Origin of the sequence: Nitrospira sp. (genome assembly GCA_016715825.1) — a bacterium.
Classification (GTDB): Bacteria; Nitrospirota; Nitrospiria; order Nitrospirales; family Nitrospiraceae; genus Nitrospira_D.
Genome location: JADJXO010000002.1, coordinates 85,596 through 112,455 on the forward strand (window position 1 = coordinate 85,596; position 26,860 = coordinate 112,455).

29 protein-coding genes are annotated in these 26,860 nt (G+C 53.7%); 17 read left to right on the forward strand and 12 right to left on the reverse strand.

The window, feature by feature from the left end; all coding sequences use genetic code 11:
- Nucleotides 1-129: 129 nt before the first annotated feature.
- The 9 genes from rpiA to IPM58_06505 form a co-directional block, all read right to left on the reverse strand.
- Nucleotides 130-831, reverse strand: coding sequence for a ribose-5-phosphate isomerase RpiA (rpiA, locus tag IPM58_06465; protein MBK9306725.1), 702 nt, complete (start codon nt 829-831; stop codon nt 130-132).
- Nucleotides 828-1,898, reverse strand: coding sequence for a glucokinase (glk, locus tag IPM58_06470; protein ID MBK9306726.1), 1,071 nt, complete (start codon nt 1,896-1,898; stop codon nt 828-830). The genes rpiA and glk overlap by 4 nt, the downstream gene beginning before the upstream one ends.
- An 8-nt stretch (nt 1,899-1,906) precedes the next feature.
- Nucleotides 1,907-2,662 (reverse strand): 6-phosphogluconolactonase, encoded by a 756-nt coding sequence (pgl, locus tag IPM58_06475; protein MBK9306727.1) that lies wholly within the window; start codon nt 2,660-2,662, stop codon nt 1,907-1,909.
- Between the two features lies 1 nt (nt 2,663).
- Nucleotides 2,664-4,358 (reverse strand): glucose-6-phosphate isomerase, encoded by a 1,695-nt coding sequence (locus IPM58_06480; GenBank protein MBK9306728.1) that lies wholly within the window; start codon nt 4,356-4,358, stop codon nt 2,664-2,666.
- A 272-nt stretch (nt 4,359-4,630) separates the two neighbouring features.
- Nucleotides 4,631-6,127, reverse strand: coding sequence for a vanadium-dependent haloperoxidase (locus IPM58_06485; protein ID MBK9306729.1), 1,497 nt, complete (start codon nt 6,125-6,127; stop codon nt 4,631-4,633).
- Between the two features lie 670 nt (nt 6,128-6,797).
- The gene (locus IPM58_06490) at nt 6,798-7,331 is read right to left on the reverse strand and encodes a hypothetical protein (GenBank protein ID MBK9306730.1); all 534 of its coding nucleotides are present in this window, start codon (nt 7,329-7,331) and stop codon (nt 6,798-6,800) included.
- A gap of 128 nt (nt 7,332-7,459) precedes the next feature.
- Nucleotides 7,460-8,098: a L,D-transpeptidase gene (locus IPM58_06495; GenBank protein ID MBK9306731.1), complete on the reverse strand. Its 639-nt coding sequence runs from the start codon at nt 8,096-8,098 to the stop codon at nt 7,460-7,462.
- A gap of 10 nt (nt 8,099-8,108) precedes the next feature.
- Nucleotides 8,109-9,242 (reverse strand): L,D-transpeptidase, encoded by a 1,134-nt coding sequence (locus IPM58_06500; protein MBK9306732.1) that lies wholly within the window; start codon nt 9,240-9,242, stop codon nt 8,109-8,111.
- A 9-nt stretch (nt 9,243-9,251) separates the two neighbouring features.
- Nucleotides 9,252-9,869 (reverse strand): DUF4398 domain-containing protein, encoded by a 618-nt coding sequence (locus IPM58_06505; GenBank protein MBK9306733.1) that lies wholly within the window; start codon nt 9,867-9,869, stop codon nt 9,252-9,254.
- Nucleotides 9,870-10,236: 367 nt separating this feature from the next.
- Between IPM58_06505 and rpmH the strand changes: the two genes are divergently transcribed.
- The 15 genes from rpmH to IPM58_06580 all read left to right on the forward strand — a co-directional run bounded on the left by rpmH (nt 10,237) and on the right by IPM58_06580 (nt 23,666).
- Nucleotides 10,237-10,374: a 50S ribosomal protein L34 gene (gene rpmH / locus IPM58_06510; GenBank protein ID MBK9306734.1), complete on the forward strand. Its 138-nt coding sequence runs from the start codon at nt 10,237-10,239 to the stop codon at nt 10,372-10,374.
- Between the two features lie 164 nt (nt 10,375-10,538).
- Nucleotides 10,539-10,889, forward strand: coding sequence for a ribonuclease P protein component (gene rnpA, locus IPM58_06515; GenBank protein MBK9306735.1), 351 nt, complete (start codon nt 10,539-10,541; stop codon nt 10,887-10,889).
- Nucleotide 10,890: 1 nt separating this feature from the next.
- Nucleotides 10,891-11,100: a membrane protein insertion efficiency factor YidD gene (gene yidD, locus IPM58_06520; GenBank protein ID MBK9306736.1), complete on the forward strand. Its 210-nt coding sequence runs from the start codon at nt 10,891-10,893 to the stop codon at nt 11,098-11,100.
- 38 nt (nt 11,101-11,138) lie between these two features.
- Nucleotides 11,139-12,839, forward strand: coding sequence for a membrane protein insertase YidC (gene yidC / locus IPM58_06525; GenBank protein MBK9306737.1), 1,701 nt, complete (start codon nt 11,139-11,141; stop codon nt 12,837-12,839).
- Nucleotides 12,840-12,897: 58 nt separating this feature from the next.
- Nucleotides 12,898-14,349 (forward strand): tRNA uridine-5-carboxymethylaminomethyl(34) synthesis GTPase MnmE, encoded by a 1,452-nt coding sequence (mnmE, locus tag IPM58_06530; GenBank protein ID MBK9306738.1) that lies wholly within the window; start codon nt 12,898-12,900, stop codon nt 14,347-14,349.
- Nucleotides 14,350-14,360: 11 nt separating this feature from the next.
- Nucleotides 14,361-16,250 carry a tRNA uridine-5-carboxymethylaminomethyl(34) synthesis enzyme MnmG gene (gene mnmG / locus IPM58_06535; protein ID MBK9306739.1) on the forward strand — a complete coding sequence of 630 codons (1,890 nt, stop codon included), beginning with the start codon at nt 14,361-14,363 and terminating at the stop codon, nt 16,248-16,250.
- 61 nt (nt 16,251-16,311) lie between these two features.
- On the forward strand, nt 16,312-16,962 hold the full coding sequence (rsmG, locus tag IPM58_06540; protein MBK9306740.1) for a 16S rRNA (guanine(527)-N(7))-methyltransferase RsmG: 651 nt from the start codon (nt 16,312-16,314) through the stop codon (nt 16,960-16,962).
- A gap of 53 nt (nt 16,963-17,015) precedes the next feature.
- Nucleotides 17,016-17,792, forward strand: a complete 777-nt coding sequence (locus IPM58_06545) for a ParA family protein (protein ID MBK9306741.1) — start codon at nt 17,016-17,018, stop codon at nt 17,790-17,792.
- Nucleotides 17,770-18,618 carry a ParB/RepB/Spo0J family partition protein gene (locus IPM58_06550; protein MBK9306742.1) on the forward strand — a complete coding sequence of 283 codons (849 nt, stop codon included), beginning with the start codon at nt 17,770-17,772 and terminating at the stop codon, nt 18,616-18,618. Before IPM58_06545 ends, IPM58_06550 begins: the two co-directional genes overlap by 23 nt.
- A gap of 179 nt (nt 18,619-18,797) precedes the next feature.
- The gene (locus IPM58_06555; protein ID MBK9306743.1) at nt 18,798-19,289 is read left to right on the forward strand and encodes a polymer-forming cytoskeletal protein; all 492 of its coding nucleotides are present in this window, start codon (nt 18,798-18,800) and stop codon (nt 19,287-19,289) included.
- Nucleotides 19,290-19,402: 113 nt separating this feature from the next.
- Nucleotides 19,403-19,849, forward strand: a complete 447-nt coding sequence (locus tag IPM58_06560) for a polymer-forming cytoskeletal protein (GenBank protein MBK9306744.1) — start codon at nt 19,403-19,405, stop codon at nt 19,847-19,849.
- Nucleotides 19,850-19,885: 36 nt separating this feature from the next.
- A complete protein-coding gene (mnmA, locus tag IPM58_06565) occupies nt 19,886-20,968 on the forward strand; it encodes a tRNA 2-thiouridine(34) synthase MnmA (GenBank protein ID MBK9306745.1) in 1,083 nt (360 codons plus the stop codon).
- Nucleotides 20,969-21,107: 139 nt separating this feature from the next.
- Entirely contained in the window at nt 21,108-21,392 is a 285-nt protein-coding gene (tatA, locus tag IPM58_06570) for a twin-arginine translocase TatA/TatE family subunit (protein MBK9306746.1), read from the forward strand.
- A gap of 66 nt (nt 21,393-21,458) precedes the next feature.
- Nucleotides 21,459-21,770, forward strand: coding sequence for a twin-arginine translocase TatA/TatE family subunit (locus IPM58_06575; GenBank protein ID MBK9306747.1), 312 nt, complete (start codon nt 21,459-21,461; stop codon nt 21,768-21,770).
- A gap of 255 nt (nt 21,771-22,025) precedes the next feature.
- The gene (locus IPM58_06580; protein ID MBK9306748.1) at nt 22,026-23,666 is read left to right on the forward strand and encodes an alginate export family protein; all 1,641 of its coding nucleotides are present in this window, start codon (nt 22,026-22,028) and stop codon (nt 23,664-23,666) included.
- A gap of 62 nt (nt 23,667-23,728) precedes the next feature.
- Here IPM58_06580 and thrH read toward each other — a convergent pair whose 3' ends face one another.
- Together thrH and IPM58_06590 are read right to left on the reverse strand one after the other, a co-directional pair.
- A complete protein-coding gene (thrH, locus tag IPM58_06585; GenBank protein MBK9306749.1) occupies nt 23,729-24,340 on the reverse strand; it encodes a bifunctional phosphoserine phosphatase/homoserine phosphotransferase ThrH in 612 nt (203 codons plus the stop codon).
- 43 nt (nt 24,341-24,383) lie between these two features.
- Entirely contained in the window at nt 24,384-25,178 is a 795-nt protein-coding gene (locus IPM58_06590) for a YkgJ family cysteine cluster protein (protein MBK9306750.1), read from the reverse strand.
- Between the two features lie 460 nt (nt 25,179-25,638).
- Between IPM58_06590 and IPM58_06595 the strand changes: the two genes are divergently transcribed.
- Nucleotides 25,639-26,025, forward strand: coding sequence for a hypothetical protein (locus IPM58_06595; protein MBK9306751.1), 387 nt, complete (start codon nt 25,639-25,641; stop codon nt 26,023-26,025).
- 60 nt (nt 26,026-26,085) lie between these two features.
- Complete coding sequence (locus IPM58_06600) at nt 26,086-26,562, forward strand: EVE domain-containing protein (protein ID MBK9306752.1); 477 nt, start codon at nt 26,086-26,088, stop codon at nt 26,560-26,562.
- On the opposite strand, the gene IPM58_06605 is transcribed toward IPM58_06600, so the two are convergent.
- Nucleotides 26,559-26,837: an ImmA/IrrE family metallo-endopeptidase gene (locus IPM58_06605; GenBank protein ID MBK9306753.1), complete on the reverse strand. Its 279-nt coding sequence runs from the start codon at nt 26,835-26,837 to the stop codon at nt 26,559-26,561. The two genes, IPM58_06600 and IPM58_06605, sit on opposite strands and share 4 nt — an antisense overlap.
- Nucleotides 26,838-26,860 lie beyond the last annotated feature (23 nt).

The window sequence follows — 26,860 nt, forward strand, 5'->3', positions numbered from 1 at the left end:
GGCACGATGGTAGTCGTTGTAGCGCCGGAAGATTCAGATCGTGGGATTACTGCGTGAGCGAGTGGAAAGCACAGAAAGAGACGCGTCTGTCTCGCCAACCGCCATAACATCTCTCTACGGTTGATGGCCTCATCGTTTAGGCGACACATGAAGGGTCTGGACCCCTTGAGGCGTGCCGACGATCAAAACGTTCGTTCGACCGACGAACAGGCCGGTTTCCACGACGCCGGGGATCAGGTTCAAAGCCGTTTCAAGTTCACCTGGCTGAGCGATGCGGTCGATATGGACATCGACGATCAAGTTCCCCGCCTCGGTTTTAAATGGGATTCCGTTGCGCTCTCTAAGGATCACACGACTGTTGGTCAATGATTCAATCGCGTGGGCCGTGCTGCCCCACCCAAAGGGGATCACCTCGATAGGGAGAGGGAAGGATCCACCGAGTACAGGAACTTGCTTGGTATGATCGACCATCACGATGAACTGCTTGGCTGAGGCTGCCACAATCTTTTCCTTCAGGAGCGCTCCGCCTCCGCCTTTAATGAGATTGAGGTCTGGGTCCACCTGATCGGCCCCGTCGATGGCGACATCGATCTCCCAGCGATTTTCTGAATCGAGGAGGGGAATTCCGGATTCTCTGGCCAGCATAGCAGTCTCTTGGGATGTCGGCACCCCGCGTAGGTTCATACCGGCTCGGACGCGTTCGCCGAGCGCGAGCACCAAATGTTTGGCAGTTGACCCGGTCCCGAGTCCGACGACCATGCCGTTCCGGACAAATTCCACAGCGCGTAACGCGGCAGCTTTCTTGAAGCGATCGAGATCGTGGGACGTCATGGCGCGGGAGCATGCGAGAGGGCCGCTGCGACGGACGCGGCCCCCAAGAGAGCGGTGTGTGGGTTCATGATGACTTTCACAGGCATCTGCCTCATCAATTTTTTGTAACGACCTTTATTCGTAAAGGCTTTCATGAAGGTGCCATCTTGGAGTTTGGTGATGAGCTTTGGGGCGATGCCGCCGCCCACATAGACACCATCGAGCGAGAGCGCCTTCAAGGCAAGGTTTCCGGCCTCAGCCCCATAAATTGAGGCAAAGAGGTCGAGGGCTTGCTGAGCGATCTCGGCCTGCCCCTGCAATCCTGCTTGAGCAATTTCTGCAGCCGGATTTCCGACCTTGATCTTTTCTGCCAACCACGTCGGCTCGTTCTTTTTCGTGTCGCGCAGAAATTCATACACGGCATGGAGGCCTGGGCCGGAGACAATGCGCTCGTAGCTCACATGGAGATACTGGCTGCGGAGATAGCGAAGCAGTTCGATTTCCTGGTCGTTGTTTGGGGCAAAATCCGCATGGCCGCCTTCGGACGGCATCGGACGGTACGCTTTGCCGTCCCAGAACAGGATACCTTCACCGAGCCCCGTGCCTGCCGCGATCAGCGCCAGCGCCTGCCGCTTCTTCGGTGGATCGCCTGCATTGAGCACTTCCAGCTCATCGGAACGCAGCCACAGCACACCGTACGCGGTGGATTCCAGGTCATTGAGCAATTGAACTCGTGGAATCTCGAACTGTTTGGCAATCGCCCGTCCGTCGACGATCCAAGGGAGATTTGTCGTTTGACAGCGATTGTCGATGATTGGTCCGGCGATGCCGAAGCAGGCTGCCGCGAGCGTTAGCCGTTCAGTGGCTGGCCTGTCGGCTTGTTCACCCTCGTTGCTACCTTCAGTCTCCAGGGATTCCACTGGCCGAGGCGGTTGCGGCGGTGTCAGAAACTCAACAAGGATATCTTCGAGAGAGGTGTAATCACCGCTGTGGAAACTTTCCAGGCGTATCGGTTGCACCCGTTCGCTGGTCCATTCATAGAGGGCAAGGTTCGTTTTCGTCCCACCGATGTCGCCGGCTAAAATCATGTGTCGTCTCAGTTCGTTGGTTGCGTGGTCAGGTGTTGTGCGGCGGCTTGGTCGAGGATCCACACGAGTCGTCCATTATCGGGCGAAACTCTCGAAGCGGGCAGCGAATGTTCTGCGTCCGACTCGATGACCCTGTGGAGCATCTGTGCCTTCCCGGCTCCCGTGACGATGAACAGTACCACAGCCGCCTGGTTCAACACACCTAGGGTGAGGGTGAGGCGCGAACGAATACCCGTCGGGGCCTGGCCAACCGTCACGAGTTTGAATTGCTCTTGCAGCGCCGCGGTGCCTGGGAAGAGTGATGCGGTATGGCCATCGTCTCCGAGGCCGAGCAGGACCAGATCGATACGAGGGATCGCTGGCGCCGGACAGGTCGTCACATCTCGAAGAGTTCGCTCATACTCCGAAGCTGCCACGGCTGGATCTGGATATTCACCCTTCAGGCGATGAATCCGATCTTGGGACAAGTTCAACGGCTGAAACAGTTCACGCTGCGCCATTCCATAATTACTGTCGGGATGTTCTGGCGCGACGCACCGCTCGTCTCCAAATAGAAAGACAATACGCGACCAATTGAAACGGGTGTTCCATTCTGGTGTTCGGATGGTCTGGTAGAGTGTCCTTGGTGTCGATCCACCCGAGAGGGCGATTACGCATCGACCGGTGGATTTAATCGCTTGCTCACTGATGGTCAGGATGACTGCAGCCGCCTTTTGGGCCCAGTCTTCTTGACAGGTGACACAAATTTCTGGAGTGGCGGCCATATCAGCGGCGAGTGACTCGACGGCGTGTCTTCACCGTCGCTCGTCGTCGTGGCGGTGATGGCCGAAGAGCAGCCGTGATGCGGCTTACCGTGGCAGCTGGATCCGGGCCGAGTTGGACTCGGATGGCGTGACGATGGTGCGCACGGAGCGACGCGAGATCACCGGCTGCCTGTGCTTGCGCCAGTGTACCGAACGAGAAGGGCTTACCAGGGATTGCCAGGTCTGGCTTCATGCGATCCACCAATTCGAGAAAGACGCCCGTGTTGGGCCCGCCCTTGTGAAGTTGGCCTGTCGAGTGCAGATACCGTGGGCCATAGCCAAATGTGGTGGCGACTCGGTGCTTGCTCATTAGAGCTTTGCGCAGTCGGCTCATCGCCGTTTCGAATGATCGTGATGGTGTTGTATACGCCAGCACTGAGACATAGGTGCCGGGCTGCAGATGGTGCGTAAAATCTGGTGCGACACCTTTCGGATCGATATTGGTCTGCTCCGGGAGTCGTCCGGTCGATTGATACGCGTCCAGGACTCGATTGGTATTGTCCTTACTCTCCTGAACGTTCGGTTGGTCAAAGGGCTGAATGCCGAGGAGGTGCCCGGCGACGGCCGTTGCAAACTCCCATCGGAAAAATTCGCCGGCCACGTCATAGCGATCTCGAAGATCGAACTGTATGATCGGATGTTGTGCCTTGATCAGGGCTTGAACCGCTCGATCAAGCGCTCCGTTCCTTTCTCCCTTGAGCTTCAGATAGACAAAGAGTCGGTCGTTCCCGTAGGCCTGTGGCCTCAGGACCGGTTCCTGCGCAATGGGAATGAGCCCCGTCCCTTCTTTGCCTGTGCTTTCGGCAAGGAGCTGTTCGACCCATAGACCGAATGTGGCGAGAGCGGGTGAGGCGATGATTGTGACTTTATCCCGCCCGGTTTTCGCGAGGCTCCCCATCGCGGCTCCCAAATAGGAACCGGGATTGGCTTCCACATCGTCCTGGTTCCGACATCGCTCCGCCATGCCAGTTGCACGGGCCAAGAGCCGAGCGATATCCAGACCCAGGAGTGCGGCAGGGACAAGACCGAAGAGAGAGAGAACGGAATAACGCCCGCCGATGTCGGCTGGATTGGTGAAGGTCTGCCCAAATCCGTACTCCTTTGCCAGTTGCTCAAGACCGGTCCCAGGGTCGGTGATCGCGACAAATTGTTTTCCGCCATGATTGCCTTTGGCCTGTGCGACCAGTTTCCAAAAATGACCGAACAAGGACATCACTTCGATCGTTCCCCCGGATTTGCTGGCAACGAGAAAGAGTGTTCGTGATGGGGAAATGGCCTTCGTCACCAGTCGAACCCAGCCAGGAACGGTCGAGTCTAGAACCCATAGACGAGGAGCGGCCTTCTTCGATCCAAAGACCGTACGGAACACTTCCGGTCCCAGGCTGCTGCCTCCCATTCCCAGGAGCACGACATCCTTGACCTTCATCTCCTTCGCCACCGATACACAATGATGCAGTTGAAGCAGCTGTTGCTGCATCTGATCCTGCACGGTCAACCACCCAAGCCGGTCGCTGATCTCTTTGGGATTGTCCTTCCAGACACGATGATCTTTTGCCCAGACACGATCAATGACACGATCGCGGCGGAGATTCTCAAGGGCTGAATTGACCGTCGGCTCAAATGATGATGGGAGTCTGTCGCGCAACCGTGTGGGCATCGAGATCCCCTTTCGATTTATTCCACCTGGTGCAGTGGGTAGGTAGTGCTTCGTATCTTATGAAGCTAGCGGAGAAAAGGCAACGCTTCTTCGTATCCATGCAAGACAAGGGTGGTACATCTTGTTAAGTTGCTGCAATATGGATCGGATTGTCTGTGTCTTGTGCGGGGAAATGCCGAGCAGCTGCCTATCGGTGTCGGTAGAGGACTGCTGCCTGCACGAGTGAGTGGAGAAGCCGGCAAGGAGGGATGTTCGTCCTTGCCGGGTATTGTTTAAACGGTAATCTGGGTGCCGTCGAATTTCGTGAATGTGAAGCCGGAGAATGGTTCGTTGAAGGTGTAGCGCTGGTCGCGCAGAAGGCTGATGGCCACATCTTCGCCGAGCTTCGCTCCTTCCACGAAATCCTTCCGCCAATGAATGCCTGCAAAGTTGCGACCGTTGGAAATATTCGCCGCGAGTTTGTTCAATTCTCCGCCGACCGTCAGTTGCCCGTTGTAGGGGACCAATGTACTGCCCTCCTCTGATGGAATTTCCGGGTTGGGGATGATGAACGTTTCATCGAAGAAGGCCTTGAGGATGGTAGCGCAGGCGCCAGCGATGGCCGCATGGCCTGCCGCATAAGACGGATGGGTCGGTGATCCCTCCGGATAGGCTTGCGGGAGTAGATAGGTGCCGTTGCGCTTCCCCACTTCTTTCACAGCATAGGAAGTTAATACTTGGGCATGGATGGGATATCCGGCACCATTCACCATGACGTTATGCAGACGGCCACCGAAGGTTTCCGGGCGGAGGAGCCGATGGACATACCATTTCTGGAACCATACCGCTTTGAGCGCTCGCGTGGCGACTTCGGCCACCAGCGTCATGATGTGCGGAGTGCCGAACGTGGAATGCCCCACCTGCGTCTGGGAACTTCGATACGGATTACCGGGGTTCAGTGGAGCACCCATTCCCAACAGGATCAGACAGGCATTCAAATAAGCCTGATAGCTGACATCAGTGTGCACATAGGTGGCGAGGTCTCGCCCGGTCAGGATATAGCGAGTGGGACCGAACTGGCGTGAGGCCGTCGGCCCGCAGCCGTTCTGAATGGCAAGCCAGTCGTCATAGGTGGTCATGAACTCGATGCCTTGGGCGTAGATGGCAAACTTTTGCGAGAGTTCTTGTACGCCGAATCGAGCTGGTTTGAACAAGAATTGCGAGATATAAGGGCCTGTGAGATCGCCCGGTGTCGCCCCGCGGAAGAGGGTATCGGCCCTGACGGAACCATTCTGTTTGGGGCCGGTGAATTTGGTCAACCCAGAGAGTTCGTCCGCCGCAGCCAGCGCCGTCGGATCCGACACGTAGGAGTGGAAGGGGACGTCACGCGTCAGAGCCATCCAGTAGAGCTCGACGGCCTCCGCCGCCCGTTCTGCGCTGTTGAAGGCCGGTGCCGACGGCATGAAGAGTTGCTGACAATCCGTCGCTTCCAGGTCGAAGGCCGCTCCGGCTTGCGGGCACACAAGTTTGCGCCTCGTCGGATCTTGGCATCCCAGCGGGATTGCATCGAAATCTCCGGCTCGTTCACTGTCCAACGCCTTGATCAGCCTATCATAGGCCGAGAGGTCGACTTCACCGAGCTGGTTATGCGGTAAGCCTTTCGTGTAGCTGGCAATTTTGTTGTGGTATCGGTCGTCGTCGCCGTTTGTTGGATGCGGAACCACCGGCAATTGATGTTGCGCAACAGCCGCCTGTTGGCGGACTTGAAATGCTTCGTTGCGCCGTTGAATTCCCTCTCGGTCTCGACGGTGATCACCGCCTCTGAAGGCGTGGGCGAGCTTCGATTCACTCCCGACACTGACGGCGCTGCCGGCCAACGCGGCCATCGCGAATCGACTTGATGTTGTAAGAAACCCTCGCCGGCTCATACCGAGTGCGGATTGCTTCTGCTCCTTCGCTTTTCTTTCACTCCCATACAATTCTCCCGATTCCTGCTCTTTGGTTGTGTGCTCCGCCATACGCTTAGGATCCTTTTGGTTGAAATTGAACTTTCTTCCCAACTTGCGTCCTGGAGACCCAGCTCAAGAATGAAAATGGAATCATTTGATCGGCGCGAGGTGTACCGATTTTGATCGAGACATGCAACCCCTCTTTCGAGTTACGTAGTGCTTTCGATCATGAAAGTAAGAGCGGGGACTCACGGAACATCTCTTTATATCAGTAAAATGTTGAGTCGACAGGAAATAGCCGATCGGCCTGAGCCTTGGTCTCTGGCGGGTCTTACCTAGCTGTGTTTAGTATTCCGTTCCGTGGTCTGATGGATAGAAATGGTCGTGCTACAAACCTGGTGGGGTTTTTCGTTCGCAACGTTCCTGTTTCGTCGGTCCTGGACACCAATATGCTGTCATCATGTGGTCTTTTGTCAAACCAGACCTGCCTAACTAGGCACGCATCAACTGATTATGTATCGGTTGGTCGTCGTATGATGATAGCCATCCCATCGACCAGCGACCAGGCGAGAGACTGTGCATGACCAACGGAGATCGTTAATTCCAGATGAGCCGGCGGTATCGAGGAATCCTGGCCGATGGCGCTGGCCCAGTTTTTCACTCGACGCCACCACGCTTTCCCCATGAAGGCGATGCCCTGCACAAGACTGTCCTTTGCGGCTGAGGAGGCCACAACGATCGTCAGCCCGGACGCAAACGACAAGTCGTAGTCCGCCGGCATGTCAGCCAGCGAGATCGGATCTTGCTCCGCACTCTTTCCGGGCTCAATTTTACGACGAACGACCGAGGGCCGAGCTACCAAGCGGTGAACCCCGGTCAATGTGCCTGGGGCTTTGACAGTCCACTGACTAATTGGCATATGATGCAGTTCCAGCCCTCGTCCCTTGATGTAAATGGTTTTTTCAGCGAGATCGATCAGGACGTAGGTTTGAGGGCGAACCGCAAGTTTGAGTTCTTCCTCCAGAACCCGCGCGGCTTCTTTCACACTCCCCGGATCATTGAGATTAAGGTTAGGAAAGGCCTCGAGATCATTACCCCAACTGCTGGTGGTCGGTGTAAGGAACAGGAAGAGAGCACAGAGAGCTCTATGAAAGGTTTGTGGGTTCAGAGGAATCAAAAGATCATGATCGGCGTCCCAACACGGGCGAGGGTGTAGACACCTTTAAGATCGTTATCGTTGAGGCGAATACATCCATGCGTCACATTTTTCCCGAGCAATCGTGTGTAGAGGGTCCCATGAATAAAATACCCCTTCCCAAATCCTAGGGCATAATCACCAAGAACACCCTCCTCAGCACGATCCGCCGTATTCTGCGGGACTCCGAGCCCTTCTTCGATAAAGGCCCAATCAGGCTTGATCCACGTGGGTTTTGTGAGTTTCGACCGCACAAGGAATTCTCCGCGCGGCGTATCAAAAATCCACTGATCGGCATCCCCCCCGGGTTTGTCAAGGATGGTTCCACTGCCGGTGGAGGCGATGGCGTCCAGAACCACCTCTCCGTGACGCTTGACGTAGAGCCGGTTTCGCGCCGTATCCACCAAGATATACGGTTGGTTCGGCCGTAGCTTGGAGAGCTGTGTGGAGAGTGTCTTATACTTGGCTTGCAGGGCACGTAAGTTTGATACATCCCGAATAACGGGCCGATGAACGGCCTTAGTGGGGATGGAGGTAGTAATCCTGGCGTCCGGAGCCATGGCGATCCAGATGATAAGAACCGCTACTGCTGTACCAGCAAGAATGACCCGACCCATGGCCCTCCGTTCAGATCTCCGCTCCGCGCTTCGTCAGAGAAGACAGAGCTCGTGCTACAGCATTGGCTTCAGTTAAGGCACCGACGATGGTGATCGGAGTGCCGACAGAGACCCGTTCAAAGAGGATGGCCATATTGGGATTTTCCAACATGACGCAGCCCAGCGTCTGCTCCGCCGATTCGTTCTCCACACCATGGACTTCGATGAGGCCACCTATGCCTCTTCCAGGGGCGATCTTCCCGGTTTTCTTGGATAGGTTGAACCGGCGACGATCCTCGGCATTAGGATAGTCCAGGACGAGGGCTCGGTAGAACTGCGTTTGCCCAGGCCCGCGCTTATCAGTCACGCGATAGCGGCCTTCCGGGGTCGCTCCGTCACCCTGAACCTGTTTTTCTCGTATGCCGTTGAACCCCAATCGTACTGGGTATGATAACGCTTTCCGTCCGTTTAGATAGAGAGTCAGTTGGCGGTCGGCTTTGCTCACAACGATCGCCGGTGATTGGTAGGTTCGTGACCACTCGATGGTCTGTCGCGCCATGGTCTGCCAAGAGGCGATCCGCTTTGGATCGGCATATCGTCCCAGTTCTTCACGTAACAATGTTGTCTGGTTCAGAAGTGCTTGGTCCGCCTGTTCGGCCAGGTGTAGGGCGCGTTGGTAATCCTCTGTTTCCAAGAACGAGCGAGCTTGTCTCACAAGGTGGTGCGTGTGGACGATTTGCGCCCCTAACACGATGCGGCCGTCGATAGCCTCAACCTGTGAGGTGAGATGGGAAAGTTGATCCTCAAGGCCCTCCACTCGTGATCGTACTTCGCGCTGCTGAGCGACCTTCCGATCATGGAGCTGGGAAACGGTACGCTCACCTCGGAGATATAACCCTCTGAGCTCGTTCTCGAGCTCGCTTGTTTCCCACGGCCATCGAATGAGGTCATCGTCCAGTTCGGCGCGGGTCTTCAGCACGATCCACTGTCGCACGAACGAACCGTACTCCTCAGGTGCGGTTTCTGGAGCCCGCAACACAATCAGATCCTGGTCAATGGATTCAAGAGCCGTGAGGAGGTCCGGAGGAACGGCCTGGACACAACCGGAAAGGGAGAACATACAGAGGGCTGATGTGAGCAGCCGATTGAGCTGACCAACGTCCATGGCGGCCTGTTAGTGTCTGCTTGAACGAGCCGACTTGCCTCTTCCTACCTTCGCCAGAGCCTGCTGGAGTTCGCTCTGAACTCCTTGGCTCATCTCATTGATAGCCTTGGCCTGCGTCTGCGCGGCCGGGTAATCTTCCTTGTCGATGGATTCCTGCACCTGTTTCAACAACGACTTAAGTCCTTCGATATCGTTCCTTATCGCTTCTACTGCAGCGCGATCTTTTCCTACCGGTGCTTTGGCGGCCAACTCTTGGGCGGCCCTCACGGCTTCTTCAGCGACTTGCTGGGCCTGCATGGCAGCGGCCCTGCCCTCTTCCTTTTTCTGCGCAGTGACCACCTTTATTCGTTCGCTGTCGGCTTTCGCGGAGACGGATAATTGCTGCGCTTTTCCATAGTCCCTGAACAAAGCAAATTTTCCATCTTGTTCCGACACTTCTTTCTTGATGGCATCGAGCGTCCCTTCGAGCTTTGCATAGTCATCCGGGGAATAGGTGGATGCTCCGCTTTCCCGTGCATCGTTGAGCGCTTTCTCGGCTTCTTGGATTTGTTCTGTAGGCGGGTCGGCACATCCCGCTGTCGCGACAATCATAAGAGCGATGGCTACGAGGGATACTCTGCTCTGCATAGCTATGGGTCCTCCTTAAGGGCTTGCTTGCAAGCCTGCGCACGATTCAATCTACCATGGGATGCCAACTGTTGGAGACTAGCAAGCTCGATGCCAACAGCCTGGCTGGTTCCTTTTTAGTATACAATCTATTTCGCATATTTAGAAAGAAGTCAACTAGGAGACGACGGTACGGTTTGTGGCGTTTCGGCAGTCGATTGCAAAAAGACCTCAATCGGAAATCATCCGGTCAGACTATGGCAGTATGGAATCCAAATTTGTGTTATAGTTGCGGCGAACACGAAATTGACTCCTCGTAGTGCCTCACCTATAATTCACCGTTCATTTTTAAACAGAATCCTAATTGTTGGAGAGCGGAAGGAGAACCATGTCGTTTACATTTCAACAGCCGTCCAACCTCAAAAAGAAGCGTGAGCATGGATTTAGAAAGCGCATGAGCACCAAGAACGGTCGTAAAGTCTTGGCCCGGCGGCGGGCAAAAGGACGAGCACGGTTGACCGTCTAGACACCGTGTGCCTGATCAGCGGTGTTCTTCGGTGTGCGCCTCACTTCTCTTCGTGCTGCCCTGTGTAGGGCCACCCACCACTTCGTAGCTTCCATAAGGATTGTTCCGAGTGGGTACCACGAAGGGATCGGCTTTTTCATATGGCGCCGAGGGCACCTCGACGCATGAACATTTATTTACGGAGTAGCCGAGATATCGAAGTCGTCAAACGTCATGGGCGTCGTTTTTCTACGACCTTCTTCAATCTTCTCGCATGCAGGATGGACGAGGCCCCCACTCGAGTGGGGATCATTGTTGGAAGGCGATTCGGAAACGCCGTTCGGCGCAATCGAGCTAAGCGGGTATTCCGTGACTTGGCCAGAGCATGGTATCCGGACTTGGTACCGGGCCGAGGGCTTCTCGTATTTCCCAAACGTGACGCTCTCTTGCAGTCGAGGGAAGAACTGACCAATGCGTGGAAATCTTCGCTGGAGCGCATGCAGCTTCTTCGTCACAGTATAAAAGGTAGGTCGTGATATGCGACGCCTATGCTTATGGCTCATTCAAGGCTACCGGATGGTGATTTCCCCATTCCTCGGGCCAAATTGCCGCTTCGACCCAACGTGCTCGCAATATGCGTCAGAGGCGATTACCCGGTACGGGGCGTTGCACGGCCTCGGGCTGGCCCTGATTCGGCTCCTGAAGTGTCATCCTTTCCACCCCGGGGGTGAAGACCCGGTCAAGTAGTGACAATTCCATCTTTTTAAAGAAAGCATAACTCTCTCATGGATAAGCGAGTCATAGTATTCCTGGCGCTTTCGGTCACAATTATTCTCGGATACGAGTACCTGCTCACTGAGCTTGGTTTGCTCCCCGAAACGACTGTGTCCGAGCCGGGTGATCAGACGACCACCGAGGAACTATCTTCTAACGCAGGTACTGGAGGTCTGGAGTCTCAGGCTCCTCCCCTGCAGACAGGTAGTGGAGATTCCTCTCCAAAACTGATCACCGACAATGTGAACGCGCAGGCGGCCCGGAAGGAGCTTACTGCACCTGAAGTGGTCGAGGTGGAAACGAATCTGTATCGTGCCAAATTCACGAGTCGGGGGGCCACCCTCACAAGCTGGGAACTCAAAGAGTATCGTAGCATCCCTGAGGCTGAAACACTGGTTCAGCTCGTCAGACAAGGCAGTAAGTTCGCCCAGCCCTTGGCAGTCACAACCGATGACACCGCGCTCACAAAGGAGTTAGGCCAGGGAATCTATCGCGTCTCGAAGGACTTCACGACATTGGATCAGGAGCACCCAACCGGTCATGTCACCTTCTCCTATGAGAACCCAGGAAGCGGAACACGACTGGAAAAGCGGTTCACCTTTCATGTCGACAGCTATGTGGTGGACATGGAACTAGTGCAGAACGGGTTATCGGCGTCCACTCAAGTTGAATTGGGGACGAACTTTGGCATCGTGGACTGGGGCGAGGGGTTCATCGGTTCCGTCGGGGCAGCATCGCTCGTCGATGACAAGATTGAAAAGGGCATGCCCGACGCAGAGTTGGAGCGCAAAGGTACCGTAAAATGGGTCGCCTTGCAGGACAAGTATTTCATTTCGGCCTTGATGCCGAAGAATGGTTCCTCGACAGTAGCCAATAATCAGGGTGAAAAACTCGTTTCGACCGCTGTTCGTCTGCCAATTGATGGTTCAGGGGCACCGCTTCTCCTGCAGCTCTATGCTGGTCCTAAGGAGCATGACACCCTTGAGAACCTACACGAGGGCTTGGAAGATACCATCGATTTCGGATGGTTTCTTTTTGGGAGCTGGGACACGGTTCGAGCGATCGCGAAGCCAATCTTCCATATTCTCCGCTGGATCAATGAATATACGCATAACTATGGGTTGACCATCATCCTCCTGACGGTGGGAATCAAAGTGCTGTTCGTGCCTCTGCAGTACAAGAGTTATAAGTCTATGAAGCAGATGCAGACCATTCAACCCAAAGTGATGGCGCTACAGGAAAAGCTCAAGGACGATCGAGAGCGCCTGAATAAGGAACTCATCAAGCTCTACCGCGATCAGAAAGTGAATCCCGTGGGGGGTTGTCTCCCGATGGTGTTACAGATGCCGGTATTCGTGGCTCTGTTCAATATCCTGTACATGACCATCGACTTACGCCAAGCGCCTCTCGGCCTTTGGATTACTGATTTATCCGTGCAGGACCCCTTCTACATTCTCCCCATCATCATGGGAGTCAGCATGTTCGTGATGCAAAAGATCCAGCCTACCACTATGGATCCGAACCAGGCAAAAATCATGCTGCTGCTACCCGTGTTCATGACGTTTCTGTTTATTAACTTTCCTGCCGGTTTAGTGCTGTACTGGCTCACCAACAATGTATTGAGCATCGTTCAGCAGTTTGTCACTGATCGGTTCTTCTTCAAGAATCGACCTGTTTTACCCAGCGCAGAGAACGCCACCGTAAAGAAATGAAATCCCTCGGTTGCTTTCGACTCTGGTAGGGTTTCACACCGTAAGAACGGTCAGGACCATGGCTCTCGACGGATCACCTGACGATACCATTTGTGCCATCGCGACTCCCGTGGGCGAGGGAGGGATCGGAATTGTTCGGATTAGCGGGCCGAACGCCACCCATGTTGCCCACAAAGTCGTACGGTTCCGTTCCAATCAGTCCTTTCAAGCTGCCGCATCCCACATGCTTCGTACAGTTGATATTTTCGGTCCCCCTCACACTGTTCCACGCAACGAGTCACCTCCTGATGAAGCCCGTTTCCATTCGAATCTCATCGATCAAGGTTTGGCCGTCTACATGAAAGGACCGCGATCATTCACGGGCGAGGATGTTGTTGAAATTCATTGTCACGGGAGCGGAATTGCTCTCAAGCGCGTCTGCGAGGCTTGCGTGGTGGCTGGCGCCCGTTTAGCTCAGCCGGGCGAATTCACAAAACGGGCATTCCTAAACGGACGTCTGGACCTGTCCCAAGCTGAGGCCGTGTTAGATACGATCACAGCTAAATCGGAGCTTGGCCTGAAGATGGCCCAACGTCACCTCCGCGGTGCCCTCGGCCAGCAGGTGACCGGATTACGAAATTCCCTGATGGCCATGCTGGCCCATGTTGAGGCCGGGATTGATTTTTCTGACGAAGATATCTCATTTGTCGGACGACAGGAGCTAATTGCATCGCTCGAGGACACGCGAATGCAGATCCAACGGATGGTCTCGACTGCGGAAACGGGTCGCATCTTGCGAGAAGGAGGCCGCATCGCGATTGTCGGAAAACCCAATGTGGGAAAATCCAGTTTGCTGAATGCTCTTCTCCAAGAGAACCGTGCGATTGTAACGGATATTCCCGGAACCACGCGAGATCTGATCGAAGACTCTGTAGAGTGGCAAGGATTGCGACTTACATTTGTCGATACCGCGGGACTCCGTGATACCTCCGATGTAGTTGAACAGGAGGGCATCAGGCGATCGCGAATGGCTCAGGAGGACAGCGATCTGGTCCTTCATGTTGTAGACGCAGCGGAGGTGGGCAAGACTGCTATCGCTGAGTTCGTCTCCCCGGGTCTTGCGCATCACGATGTGATCGTGGTGAACAAGATGGACCTTGTTAATTCCGGATCCGTTGTGCAGCTCTGCGAAGCGCTCTCTCAAGATACCGCCTACACGGTGGTGCCGATCTCAGTCCGAACGGGAGAAGGGTTGGAGGAGTTGAAGCGAGTGATCGAAGCACTGTTTTTGGGTCCTTCGCTGGAAGCCAGTGATGGGTTAATCATTACCAATTTACGCCATCGCCTGGCCCTAGAACGAGCGATGGGTTCCCTCGATCAGGCGCTCACGTCAGTTGGTAGTGATGTCCAACCTGAGTTTGTAGCGGTGGATCTTCGAGGAGCCTCGGATGCGCTCGGAGAGGTTGTCGGCGACATCACGTCGGATGATATATTGAACCGCATTTTCTCAGAATTTTGCATTGGAAAGTAGCAGACCTTGTCATGACATCCTTTGACGTCATTGTGGTAGGCGGGGGCCATGCAGGGTGCGAGGCAGCCCTGGCTGCGGCAAGAATGGGAACGAGGACGTTGCTCTTGACCATGGAGTTAAGCCGTATCGCACAGATGTCGTGCAATCCAGCAATTGGAGGAATTGCTAAGGGACACCTGGTAAAGGAAATTGATGCGCTCGGTGGCGAAATGGGGCGCAACACCGACCGAGCGGGCATCCAGTTTCGATTCATCAATACCAGTAAGGGTCCTGCCGTGCGTGCATTGCGGGCGCAATGCGACAAGTCGCTATATCGGACGGCGATGCAGGAAACACTCGCGCAGGAGAAACACCTGACGTTGATGGAGGGTGTCGTAGACAGATTACTCGTCGTTGAGGGTTCAATTGTTGGCATCGTGACCGGGTGTGGTGAGACGATCCACGGGAGAGCCGTCATTCTCACATCAGGTACTTTCCTTAGGGGTCTTATCCATATTGGACTTAGCCATTTTCCAGCTGGTCGCGCCGGGGAAGCAGCGGCAGAACATCTTTCTGATTGTATGCGCGATCTTGGGTTTGAGTCTGGGAGACTCAAGACTGGAACCCCGCCTCGTTTGGACAAAGACACAATCGATTTCTCAAGCATGATTCCCCAACCAGGCGACACCCCACCACCCGCGTTCTCCTATCGAACTCGGCAGGTTACGACGACCCAGGTTGCATGTCATTTGACCTATACCGGACCTGAAACCCATCAGGTTATTCTGGAGAACCTGGATCGCTCGCCACTGTACAGTGGCGCGATTGATTCAGTAGGACCTCGATATTGTCCGTCAATCGAAGACAAGGTCGTACGTTTTTCAGATAAGAATCGACATCAGATCTTTATCGAACCGGAGGGTCTTAACACCAACGAGTTCTACCCCAATGGCATCTCAACCAGCCTACCAGTTGACGTCCAGGCAGGAATGTTGCGGACGATTCCAGGATTGGAGCATGCCAAAATGCTCAAGCCCGGTTACGCAATTGAGTACGATTATTTCCCTCCTCGACAACTCTACAGAACACTGGAGACCAAATTGGTGAGTGGTCTTTATCACGCTGGGCAGATCAACGGTACGTCTGGATATGAAGAAGCCGCCGCACAAGGTTTGCTCTCAGGAATTAATGCTGTCTTGAAGATTCGGCAACAGCCTCCCTTAATTTTGGACCGATCTCAAGCCTACATCGGTGTTCTTATCGATGACCTTATCACAAAGGATACGAACGAGCCTTATCGCATGTTTACATCACGAGCCGAATACCGGCTCCTACTGCGTCACAGCAATGCGGATCTGCGCTTGATGCACATCGGACACGACGTCGGGTTGATTCCAGACGATGCTTACGAAAAGCTCCTGGGGAAGAAGAAGTCGATTGAAATGGAGATCGAGCGTTTGAATGCGACAAGGCCACGATTCACGGATGAACACTCCGTGAAAGCCAAGGGTACCTACCTGGAGGACGCTTCACCGACCCTCACTATGGCGCAACTCCTTAAGCGGCAAGAAGCCACCTATCGTGATCTCGTCGAGTTTTTTGGTGAATCGATTCTGAATGACGAGGAGACCGCTAATGAAGTGGAGCTTCAAATCAAGTATGAAGGCTATGTGCGGAGACAGATCCAACAGGTCGAGAAGTTCAAGAGATTTGAACGGAAGTTGATTCCCCATACGTTCAATTATGATGCTATATCTGGATTTTCTCATGAGGTAAAAGAGCGGTTGAATAGAGTCCGCCCTGAAACAATTGGACAAGCCGCTCGTATTTCAGGCGTAACCCCAGCTGCCATATCCTTACTGCTTGTGACAATTGAAAAACTGAAACGACAAGACCTATCAAATCGCTCCGCAGTGTCGTGAAGTATCCTTACCCTATCCCTTTACTATTGACCTTCCATGAGCATCAGCGTAATTGTTCCACGTGGAACATGAACTCGATCTCCACCGCTTAGTTCATGCATGTTCTTCAGGTATTGGACTTTCTCTTAATAACGAACAGGTCAAAAGATTCGTGGCCTATTTATGGCATCTTAAGACTTGGAATCAAACCTTCAACCTAACTGGCATCACTTCTGATGAAGAAATCGTTATTAAGCATTTCGTTGACTCATTTGCCGTGCTGAATGCTGTGGAAATGCGGTCTGGCAGTCGTCTTCTTGACGTAGGAACTGGAGCAGGCTTTCCTGGAGTTCCCCTGAAAATTGTTAGACCTGATCTTCGGATCACGCTAGTAGAACCAGCCTCAAAAAAAACCTCTTTCCTTCGGTTTCTTGTCGGAACCTTTCAGCTAGAAGATATGGAGATATTTGAGGGAACGCTTGATCAGTTTGTATCCCAGAGCCGCGGTACCGATTCTTATGATTACATCACAACGCGTGCGCTGAAATTGAATCTTATTCTGCAGTCCGGCTCTAAGCTCCTCCACCCTGGCGGAGCCGCAATATTCTATTCTTCCAGGTCCATGAGTGGACTCGATTTTCTTAAACCATGGCGGTTGTTAAACGACTATTCCTTCGATCTTCCAAAAAGACTCGGGAGAAGGCATATCTCTATTTTCTCACCATCGCCTTGACGATCATATTTGTTGTTCCACGTGGAACATGATTCCGATCCGGGGGTACCTTAATGGCAAAAGTCATCGCAATAGCAAACCAAAAAGGAGGCGTTGGAAAGACAACGACAGCTATCAATCTTTCTGCCGCCATCGCACTTGAGGGAAAATCTGTCCTCCTCATTGATATGGACCCTCAGGGGAATGCAACAAGTGGCTTAGGAATAGATCAGCGATCCTTGACGAAAACCACGTACACCTGTCTTGTGAAAAATACTTCGATCCAAGAAGCTTCTCTCGCAACAACTATCCAAGGGCTTTCACTGCTTCCAGCCAACGCAGATCTTGCGGGGGCTGAAGTCGAACTTGCCAATCTTGAAGAGCGTGAGGGACACCTGAGATCAATAATTGGTGACATACGGCAACGGTATGATCTGATTTTTGTTGACTGCCCACCAGCCCTTGGCGTGTTGACTCTCAATGCCCTGACGGCTGCTGATTCAGTCCTCATACCGGTGCAGTGTGAATACTACGCTATGGAAGGCCTCTCACGCCTTATTGACAGCATTGAACTTATCAGGCAATCCGTGAACCAAAGCTTGGAAATTCAAGGAATCGTCTTGACCATGTACGATTCACGCAACAGCTTGGCCCGACAGGTGACCGAGCAAATCCGATCCCACTTCGTCCACAAAGTCTATCAAGCCGTCATTCCTCGCAATGTCGCCCTTGCAGAAGCGCCGAGTTACGGTCGGCCTGGAATCTTGTACAATGCTGCGTCCGCAGGATCCCAATCGTACATACTTCTAGCTAAGGAGTTTATAGCTCATGGAGAAGAAAGCGCTCGGTAAGGGCCTTGGAGCCCTGTTAGCACCCGCCAAGGTCACCCTCTCCGCCGAGGGACCCGATATTCAACGGCTCCGGATCGACGCTATTGTGCCAAATCGTTATCAGCCTCGCCAGCACTTTCCGGAGGAAGAACTCGCTCACCTCGCCGCCTCCATTAAGGAAAGCGGTGTTCTGCAGCCAATCGTCGTGCGGCGTAAGGGTGACGGCACCTATGAGCTCATCGCCGGAGAACGCCGTTGGCGGGCCTCCAAAGAGGCAGGCCTTGAGACGATCCCCGTGATTATTAAGAATTGCTCCGATCAGGAATCCTTATTGCTCGCCCTGATCGAAAATATCCAACGAGAAGACTTGAACCCAATGGAAACCGCACGTGCCTATACCCGAATGATGAAGGAATTCGGTCTCACACAGGACGCCATTGCGCTCAAAGTCGGACGCGATCGGTCATCCGTCGCAAACTTTATTCGTCTCACACACCTGCATCCAGAACTCCAGGCGCTCGTTGAAGCCGGACGCCTATCAGCCGGTCACGCCAAAGTGCTACTCAGCCTCCCCTCGTCTGAAGAGCAACTCCGCCTTGGGAAGATGGTAGTCTCCACCTCCCTTTCCGTCCGAGCCACAGAAAAACTGATTGCTCGTTCTCTTGCGACAAATACACGTCGCCCCCTCCCTGCACACACCTCACTCTGGGCGGATCTCGAGACTCGACTCCAGAAGCGCCTTGGCACAAAAGTGACCGTCCAACCTGAAAAGCAGGGAGCACGCCTCGTGATTCATTGCTTCTCAAAGGAAGAGCTTGACGGCGTTGTCGATATTATCCTTAGCTAGCCCATCCTGAATCTTCCCCCGCAATGCCTAACTCCTGGCCAAAAAATCACATCTATTTGCGTTTTTTCACTTCTCAACGCTAAATATCTTGGCAGGACCGACCGATACGACACCTAACGGGAACGAACTCATTATTCGGCTACTCACCGCTATCCCACGCAGGGAGAGGAGGCGACCGTATGTGGAAGGACAAGCAGGATGGCAGACGCTCTGATGAGGTGGACCTTGATGGTCCTGTACCAGGTTTCGAATCCACGCGGTCCGATGCCGGACAAGATGTCAGTGCGTTTATTGGTAAGGGGGTCGTTTTCAAAGGTACGATTACCTATCCCGGAACGGTCCGAATTGATGGAACCCTCGACGGAGAAATCCACACTGAAGGAGTTTTACTGGTCGGGGAAGACGCTGTGATCACAGCAAAAGTGACCGCGGGTACGATCGTGTGCAAGGGAAAAATCACCGGCGACATTCATGCCAAAGATAAGATGAAGCTGCGAGCTCCCGCCATGATCGATGGAGGGGTCACCACTCCGATGCTTTCCATCGAAGAAGGTGTTCTCTTTAACGGAACTTTGGAGATGGAACAACCTGTTCGAGCGATCCAACGGGACACGGTGCTCCACCCAGTCGGAACAGTCGGCGAGGTCCCTCTCCGAAAAGTGAACGGCTAGCGATGCGCTACTCCTTCACCTCAACGTACTACGAGTGGGCACCTTCGTGAACCAGATGACGCAGTAAAGAGTACGCCTCATCAGTTTTTTGCTACAAGGAGCTGGGAACCCTCATGTGGGCCATAGGCGAAAAGCAGGTTCCGGAGCCAGGCGACAGCGAAAATTTCACGTTCCTTGCGAAAGGAGTGGATTTCAAAGGAGTCGTCAACTTTGATGGTACGATCCGTATCGATGGACGCGTGGAGGGCGAGGTGCGTACCACAGGAACCTTGATCGTCGGTGAACAAGCTACAGTCAAAGGGATTATCTCCGTGGGAACGCTGATGACCAGTGGCAAGATCAATGGAACCGTGACTGCAACGGCCAAGATCTTAATACAGAAACATGGTGTCCTGATCGGAGATATTCGAACCCCCGGCATTTCAATAGAAGATGGGGCCCACTTCCACGGGATGTGTGATATGGGGGCTCATAAATGGGTTGAGGAGCAGCCTTCGCCATCCAAGCACGGCTACGACTTTTCCAGCCACCGTGCCAGGATGCGGGCCTCCGACCTCTAGCTCTTCACGTACTCCTCCCGCTACAATACCAACACTATGAATCGTCCCTCCGTTCTTCTTGGAATGAGCGGTGGAGTTGACAGCTCCGTCGCAGCGGCATTACTGGTTCGCCAGGGTTATCATGTCCACGGAATCACCCTCCAAGTATGGGAACACGAGGACAACTCCGTCGCCACCTCGAAAAAATGGCAAGAGCGAGGCTGCTGCAAGGTAGGGATTGCGAAACACGTCGCTAAGCGTCTCCATATTCCCCACAATGTCCTTGATGCCCGTGAGACATTTCGGGCCGGTGTGATCGACGATTTTCTTTCTGGCTACACGACCGGCACAACACCCAACCCCTGTGTTCGCTGTAATGAACGAGTCAAGATCCGGACCCTCATCGACCTGGCAACCACCCAAGGCTTCGACTATGTTGCGACGGGTCACTATGCTCAGGTCACGATGGATGGCCCCCTTCCGGTTCTTTGTCGAGCCGTTGATCACCGCAAGGATCAAACGTACTTTCTCTATAGGCTCCACCGTCAGTGGTTGCAGAAGCTCCTCTTCCCCGTTGGTGACCTTCATAAGTCAACGGTATGGGAAGAGGCAGAAGCCTTGGGCCTACCACCAGACGAGCTGAAGGAAAGCCAGGAGATTTGTTTCGTGACTCAGGGCGACTATCGAACCTTTATCCAGCAGGAGCGGCCCACAGCCAAGAGATCAGGCCTCTTTATTAACGAAGCTGGAGTGCCGCTCGGCGAACATGACGGCATTGCCTTCTACACACCTGGTCAGCGCCGAGGTCTCGGCATTGCCACCGGTCAACGCCTCTATGTTCAGCAAGTCAATCCCTTCACCAACACAGTCCTGCTCGGCCCAGAAGACTCTCTCTACAAGAAGGAGTGCACGGTGTCAGATCTCAATCTCCTCAATCCACGACTCACCCAAGGCGAAACCGAAGTCCACGTCAAACTTCGCTATGCGACACCTGCAACACCCGCGACCGTTTCACCACTCGGAACCTCCAGCCTTGGGGTCCGATTTCACCACCCACAGCGAGCGATCAGCCCAGGACAATCTGCTGTTTTCTACCACCAGGATAAGGTCCTCGGGGGAGGCATTATCCAACCATCCTAACGGCTTTTTCTCCATCCCCCGCTTGACTTTGTCATACGATCTTCTATAGCCTCCAGCCGAACAGTTTTAGGATTCCGGAAGTCGAAGCAGGTCCCTGTCGTGCATAACCGACCGTCCAAAATGTGGGTGTGAGGTATCGATGTTCGGTTCATTTGGCTGGATGGAGTTACTGCTGATCTTGATCATTGTGTTGATCATTTTCGGCGCCGGCAAACTCCCACAACTAGGAGAAGGCCTCGGCAAGGCCATCAAGGGATTTAAAAAATCGGTCCATGAGGCTGACGCGATCGATGTGACACCTGGAGAACAATCCCAACACGCCCAATCCCAGACTGCTCCATCTGGCCAGACCACGACCGAAGCGGAATCATCGCGATCGCCCGGTCAGCAAACGACCCAACCGGGCCAGATGAAGCAAGGTTGATTGCCCAGCTGACGCGTGACGGCTGGAGCCCACTACACCGTCAGCATAGCTGAGCCACTGTGAACCATGTTCGGACTGGGTACAAGCGAGATCTTAATCATCCTGATCATCGCATTCCTTCTCTTCGGACCTAAACAGCTACCGGAGGTTGGAAGGCAAGTTGGAAAGGCTATCAAGGGTTTTAAAGATACTGCGGATGATCTCCGAAAGTCAGTGGAACCCGAGCTTAATCTTATCCAGCAGGAGGTTAAAACAGTCGAGCAAGACTTCCAAGCTTCTATAAAAGAAGCGGAGGAAGAGATTACTGCCGCAGGTCGATCTGCAGAAGAAAGTGACGAGACGGCCGGCAAGTCGGGCCCGCCTGATACAAGAAACTAACGCACCATACTGAGATGTAAATGACACAGATATCGACGATAGACCTGCTCTACTAGATTCTACCTCGCAAGGATCTCCCCCGACGACCTTCACGTAGCTCAAGCCCCTTGCTCGCTACTACGGGCGGTCCAACCCGCGATTGCATCGGGGATGAAGACAAGCATTGGCTGCTTTGATCCTGTCAATGGGCACCGCTTAGGCGATTATTACCTACGCGAAGGCACTGACACCGTAACCTCGATCGGAGAACACATCATGTCGAGCATTCGGACGAAGACGTACAGCACCCTCATCACTCTCTGCTTTCTCCTAACATTCGCAGCCACAGCCGACGCTGTGTTTGAACTGCCCGAAGGAGAAAAAATTACCAATCCAATCGTCATCGGTCGAGGTATTCCCCAAAAAGAGGCCTACGAACTCTTTGACCCAAGGATCGGCCGCAATTTCGATATTCGCAATCTTTGGATCCGCGCCGACATGCGTGTTCGTCCTGAATACCGAAATAATGTCTGTTTTGGAAGTGGTATCGGAAGCGCCGGAGAGTGTAATGCGCCCCTGGGGTCCCCGAATAGTCTGATCGGCAAAGCCAACGATCAATTCGTTCAACAGCTCACCCGTTTTGGTATCGGCTATGACTTGTCTCCTGATATCAATTTCTATCTCGAGTTGATTGATTCCCGTACATGGGGAGGTAACCAAGACCCAATTTCCCATACGTGTGGCCCTGCCCTCAGCAGTGGGAAATCAACGTGTTCCCTTGGAATTCGAGCGGGCTACATGCTGATTCGCAACTTTGCCGGAATCAAGGGCCTCGGCCTCAAGGCTGGCCGACAATACTTGGTCTTCGGAGACCAAAGTTTGCTCGGCCACTTCGATTGGGCCAACACTGGTTTCTCCTTCGACGGAATCACGACAAACTACAGCACTGATATCATCGACTCTTCGTTCGGCTGGTATCGACTTGCCGAGACCGATCTCCCTCAGGGTGCCCCTCTCGGTAGCGGAGGGCCAAATCTACCCGGAACAGGTCAGGCCAAAAACGCACAGGGCGAAGTCGACATGCTGGTGTTCTATAACCAAATCAAGACCATCCCCTGGGCTCTGGTCGAACCCTTCTACATCTATTACAAGAACAATCTCGGCGCAGATGGCAATAATGCCCAGGGTCTCGGGACACCCAAGCATGGGAACCAAACCCGCCATACAATTGGGAACCGCATAGCCGTCAAGAAGGGCGGCTTCGATTTTTCCAATGAAATCGCCTACCAGTTTGGACAAATGGGAGACACTGCTGACAGCGCCAGCAGCTTGTGTGGCAACCCAGGAGGTGAGGGGAAATGTCTCCACATCAATGCCTGGGCAACCAGAAACTGGATTGGCTATACCGCGTTCAAGATGCCAGGAAAGCCTCGCCTCGCCTTTAACTTCGACTATGCCTCTGGAGACGGTCGGGCGAACTGTACATTAAATGCGGCCTACGGCTCGTGCAAAACCGCCAACACATTTGAAAATCTCTTCCCAACGAATCATATCCACATGGGGTACATGGATGTCATGGCATGGAAGAACATGATGAGTTTCTCAGGCAATTTCCAGGCGCGCGCGACCCAGAATGATCACATTGAAATCTGGTACACGAACTTGCATCTGGCAAACGCGAAGGATAATTGGTATCGCGCCAGTCAAGGTGTTTATGTCTATTCCAGGCCTGACAACACCAAGACGCATGTGGGTGATGAAATCAATTTCGTCTGGACCCATTTTTTCATGCAAGGCCTCGTCGCTTTTCAAGCCGGTTATGGTCATTTCTGGCCTGGTTCCTATGTTTCACACAATCTAGGACGCAGAGCCGTTGGTCAAGATTGGGCCTACGCTCAACTCTGGATCAACTTTTAGGCGTCTCATGAGCCAGTCCCACACTTCATTGTATGATCACACCCGCATCTATTCCTGACTGCTTACGACCCCGCACTTTCAAATCGACCCTGAAGTTCATCGTACGTCTGAGTCACTGGAAACTGTGGGAACTCTTTCGGTAAATGCTCAGGGGGCCTAAAGAAAAACCCAGCATCGGCCTCAGCCAGCATCGCCGTATCATTATAGGAATCACCAGCCGCAATGGTACGGAAATTTAGGGATTTGAAAGCGGCCACGGCATGTCTTTTCGGGTCAACCATCCGCATGTGATACGCGATGATCCGTCCACTCCTGTCAATCTCCAGTTGATTACAAAAGAGAGTCGGGAAACCGAGTTGTCGCATCAGTGGTTCGGCAAACTGATAGAACGTATCGGATAGGATCACGACTTGGTACCGTTCACGAAGCCACGCGATAAATTCGCCCGCCCCGTCTAACGGTCCCATCTTGGCGATCACGGCTTGAATGTCGTTGATCTTAAGATGATGCCTGTCCAGTATCTTCAGCCGCTGCCCCATCAGCTTGTCGTAATCAGGCATCTCACGCGTGGTGACCTTCAACTCTTCGATCCCAGTCTTCACCGCCACGTTAATCCAGATCTCAGGCACCAGCACCCCTTCAAGATCCAAACACACTACCACTGGCTCACGCATCTCGTCTCTCCGTGCTCATGTATGAAAACCTCCTCCGCAGCCGTCACGATTTCGTAGGATTCTTGTCGCTGTTCGCAAAGGCTTGGCCTAAGAAACGCCAGGTCTTGTCCAACGCTTGATCAAACAACTCGCCCCCCCTCCACATACGACGACTCTGTTCATCATGCCGCTCGGCCCATTCCAATGCCAGTGGAAGGGGGATCAACCTTGTAGGATCCGTTGTCAATTCTTGCCACACCAATCCTAAAACTGTACTCACCTGTATCGGCACAGGAACGGGGTCGATGGGATTCTCGGTCAGGTCATCACACCGATCAGCCGGTGAGGTTACAAGCAGCTCCCGACATGCGGCCGGACGTTGGTCATAGATCGTACACATCTCTTCTTCTAGGAATGGACATGGCAGCCGCAAGGCATAGTAACTCCGATTCACACCTTCCAGCGTGTCATCGTCTGTTGTTAGCGGCGACTCGCACAGCGCAGCGAGCTGCCCCCACACACCCTGCGCAAGCAGACGTGTCTTTGCTTCAGAAAACCGACCCGCAATATGCTCTTGTTCATCCGTCGGCCGAGAACGGATCCAATCTCGCAACGCAAAGGCTTCTGGGCCCGAGAGGGGTACCAGCATCCGGCAGCAGGCAGCACAGCCCTTATGGCAGGAGACGGGCTTACCCGATTCGAGTGAGCGAACCACCTCCAGCGCTTGAGCCTCCTCTCCCAGACTCCTCATCAATGGCACAACAGCACTAACCGAGACATTTCCAGTGGGAACGTCCACGGCACTGGCAATCTGCCCAGCCGGCGTGTTCAGGGCTATCTCAAACCGCTCTTGCAATATGCGACTCCTCTAGCCTCGGACCACAATTGGGTTCTCGTCTGGCTCACAGGGTACGACGAGAACGTAAGATATACGTGCTGCCCCATCAAGCATCACCCCTCTCACCCTAAACAAGATGGGAATATGCTATGGCTTCCCCTTTCACTATACAGTGTATGCCAACTCCACTTGCTCCTGCTCTCGCCTACCTCCAAACGGCCTCACTTCTAAGGCCATCTTCGGCGTTGTAGGACGCAGAAAAAGGTGTAGACTATATAGTGCGCGGGTACATCGACCCTGCCTAATTTTCTGTATCCCATGCAGGTGCAACTTCATCAGCCTGGCAGCACGATGTACCCCCGCCCTAATCTTTGTCCCACGTAACAGCGCCTCCGAACAGTCCGCATAATAGAGCAATATCTGTCCGCTTCTACCACGCACCTGGGGTTGCTCCAGCCCTACAGAACCCTGATAATGGCACATGGAACCACGCGTTGTCTTCTCCGGCCACATCATCGGCCTCCTGAAAGAGTATATGCAGGACCTTGTTGACCAGGCGAAGCAAGAAGCACAATCACAAGAACAGTTTGGCTTCACTCCGCCCGCCTACAGACCGGACCAAGCCATATCAGATCTTCTCGCCCTTCTGGACGACCGCATCGAATCGGAAGGGGTCCAAGTTGGATTGCCCGACGGGTTTCTCCACGAGATGTGGACCTGTTGTAACCAGGCGGTCAAACAGATTTCCAACCACGTTTGGCTAGAGAGAAACCTTGCGGTACGGAACCTCAGCAAAGACCAAACGCGAGAGCTCACCTATCGAGCCCTGATAGACTTCCTCGAATCCCGCACACAGGAAAGCGGCTGACGCGGTCCTGCCTTCCTTCACCTTATGACAGAATTCTGCAGATAGTAGGGAGAACGACGAATGGTTCCCAAGAACTTTTGGTTGATGAAGTCAGAGCCCTCCACGTTCTCGATTGAAGACTTGCGGGGATCTCCCAACGGAACGACCTCTTGGGATGGCGTGCGAAACTATCAAGCTCGGAATTTCATGCGCACAATGACCGTGGGTGACCAAATCCTCTTCTACCACAGTAACGCCGACCCACCGGCGGTAGTGGGCATCGCGCGGGTGGTGAAAACCGCCTACCCGGACCCAACGCAATTCAATAAGAAGAACAAGCACTACGACCCAGCAAGCAAGCCCTCTCAACCAAGATGGGATATGGTCGACATCGCATATGTCCGGCACCTAAAGCGATCGGTGACCTTGGACGAGTTGCGCAGGCAGGCTAAACTGAAGAGAATGATCTTACTGCAAAAGGGGTCTCGGCTTTCAGTTCAGCCCGTCACCCCTTTTGAATGGGAGTACGTCTTGAACTTGGAGAAAGCCGGCGCCTAGATACTGGCTTTCCCATCGTCCATGTAGCGGTGCTGCCAGTCCAACCAGGCATGACCAAGTTCGTGCGCGAGAATATATCGGCGACGCGTCACCGGAAGCCGCTTTCGGACATAAATGGTCTTGGTATCGTCGTCCCAAATCCCATCGGCATTCGCATCCCGCTTATCCATTTCAGAGTCCGAGAGCTGTCGGACAGAAATCCGGTACCCAAAGGGAAGGACCACCTGGTTTGGAATGCGCAACATTTTCTTTCGTTCTCCGAGCATCATGGCCATCGTTCACTCCCTCTAACCCAACA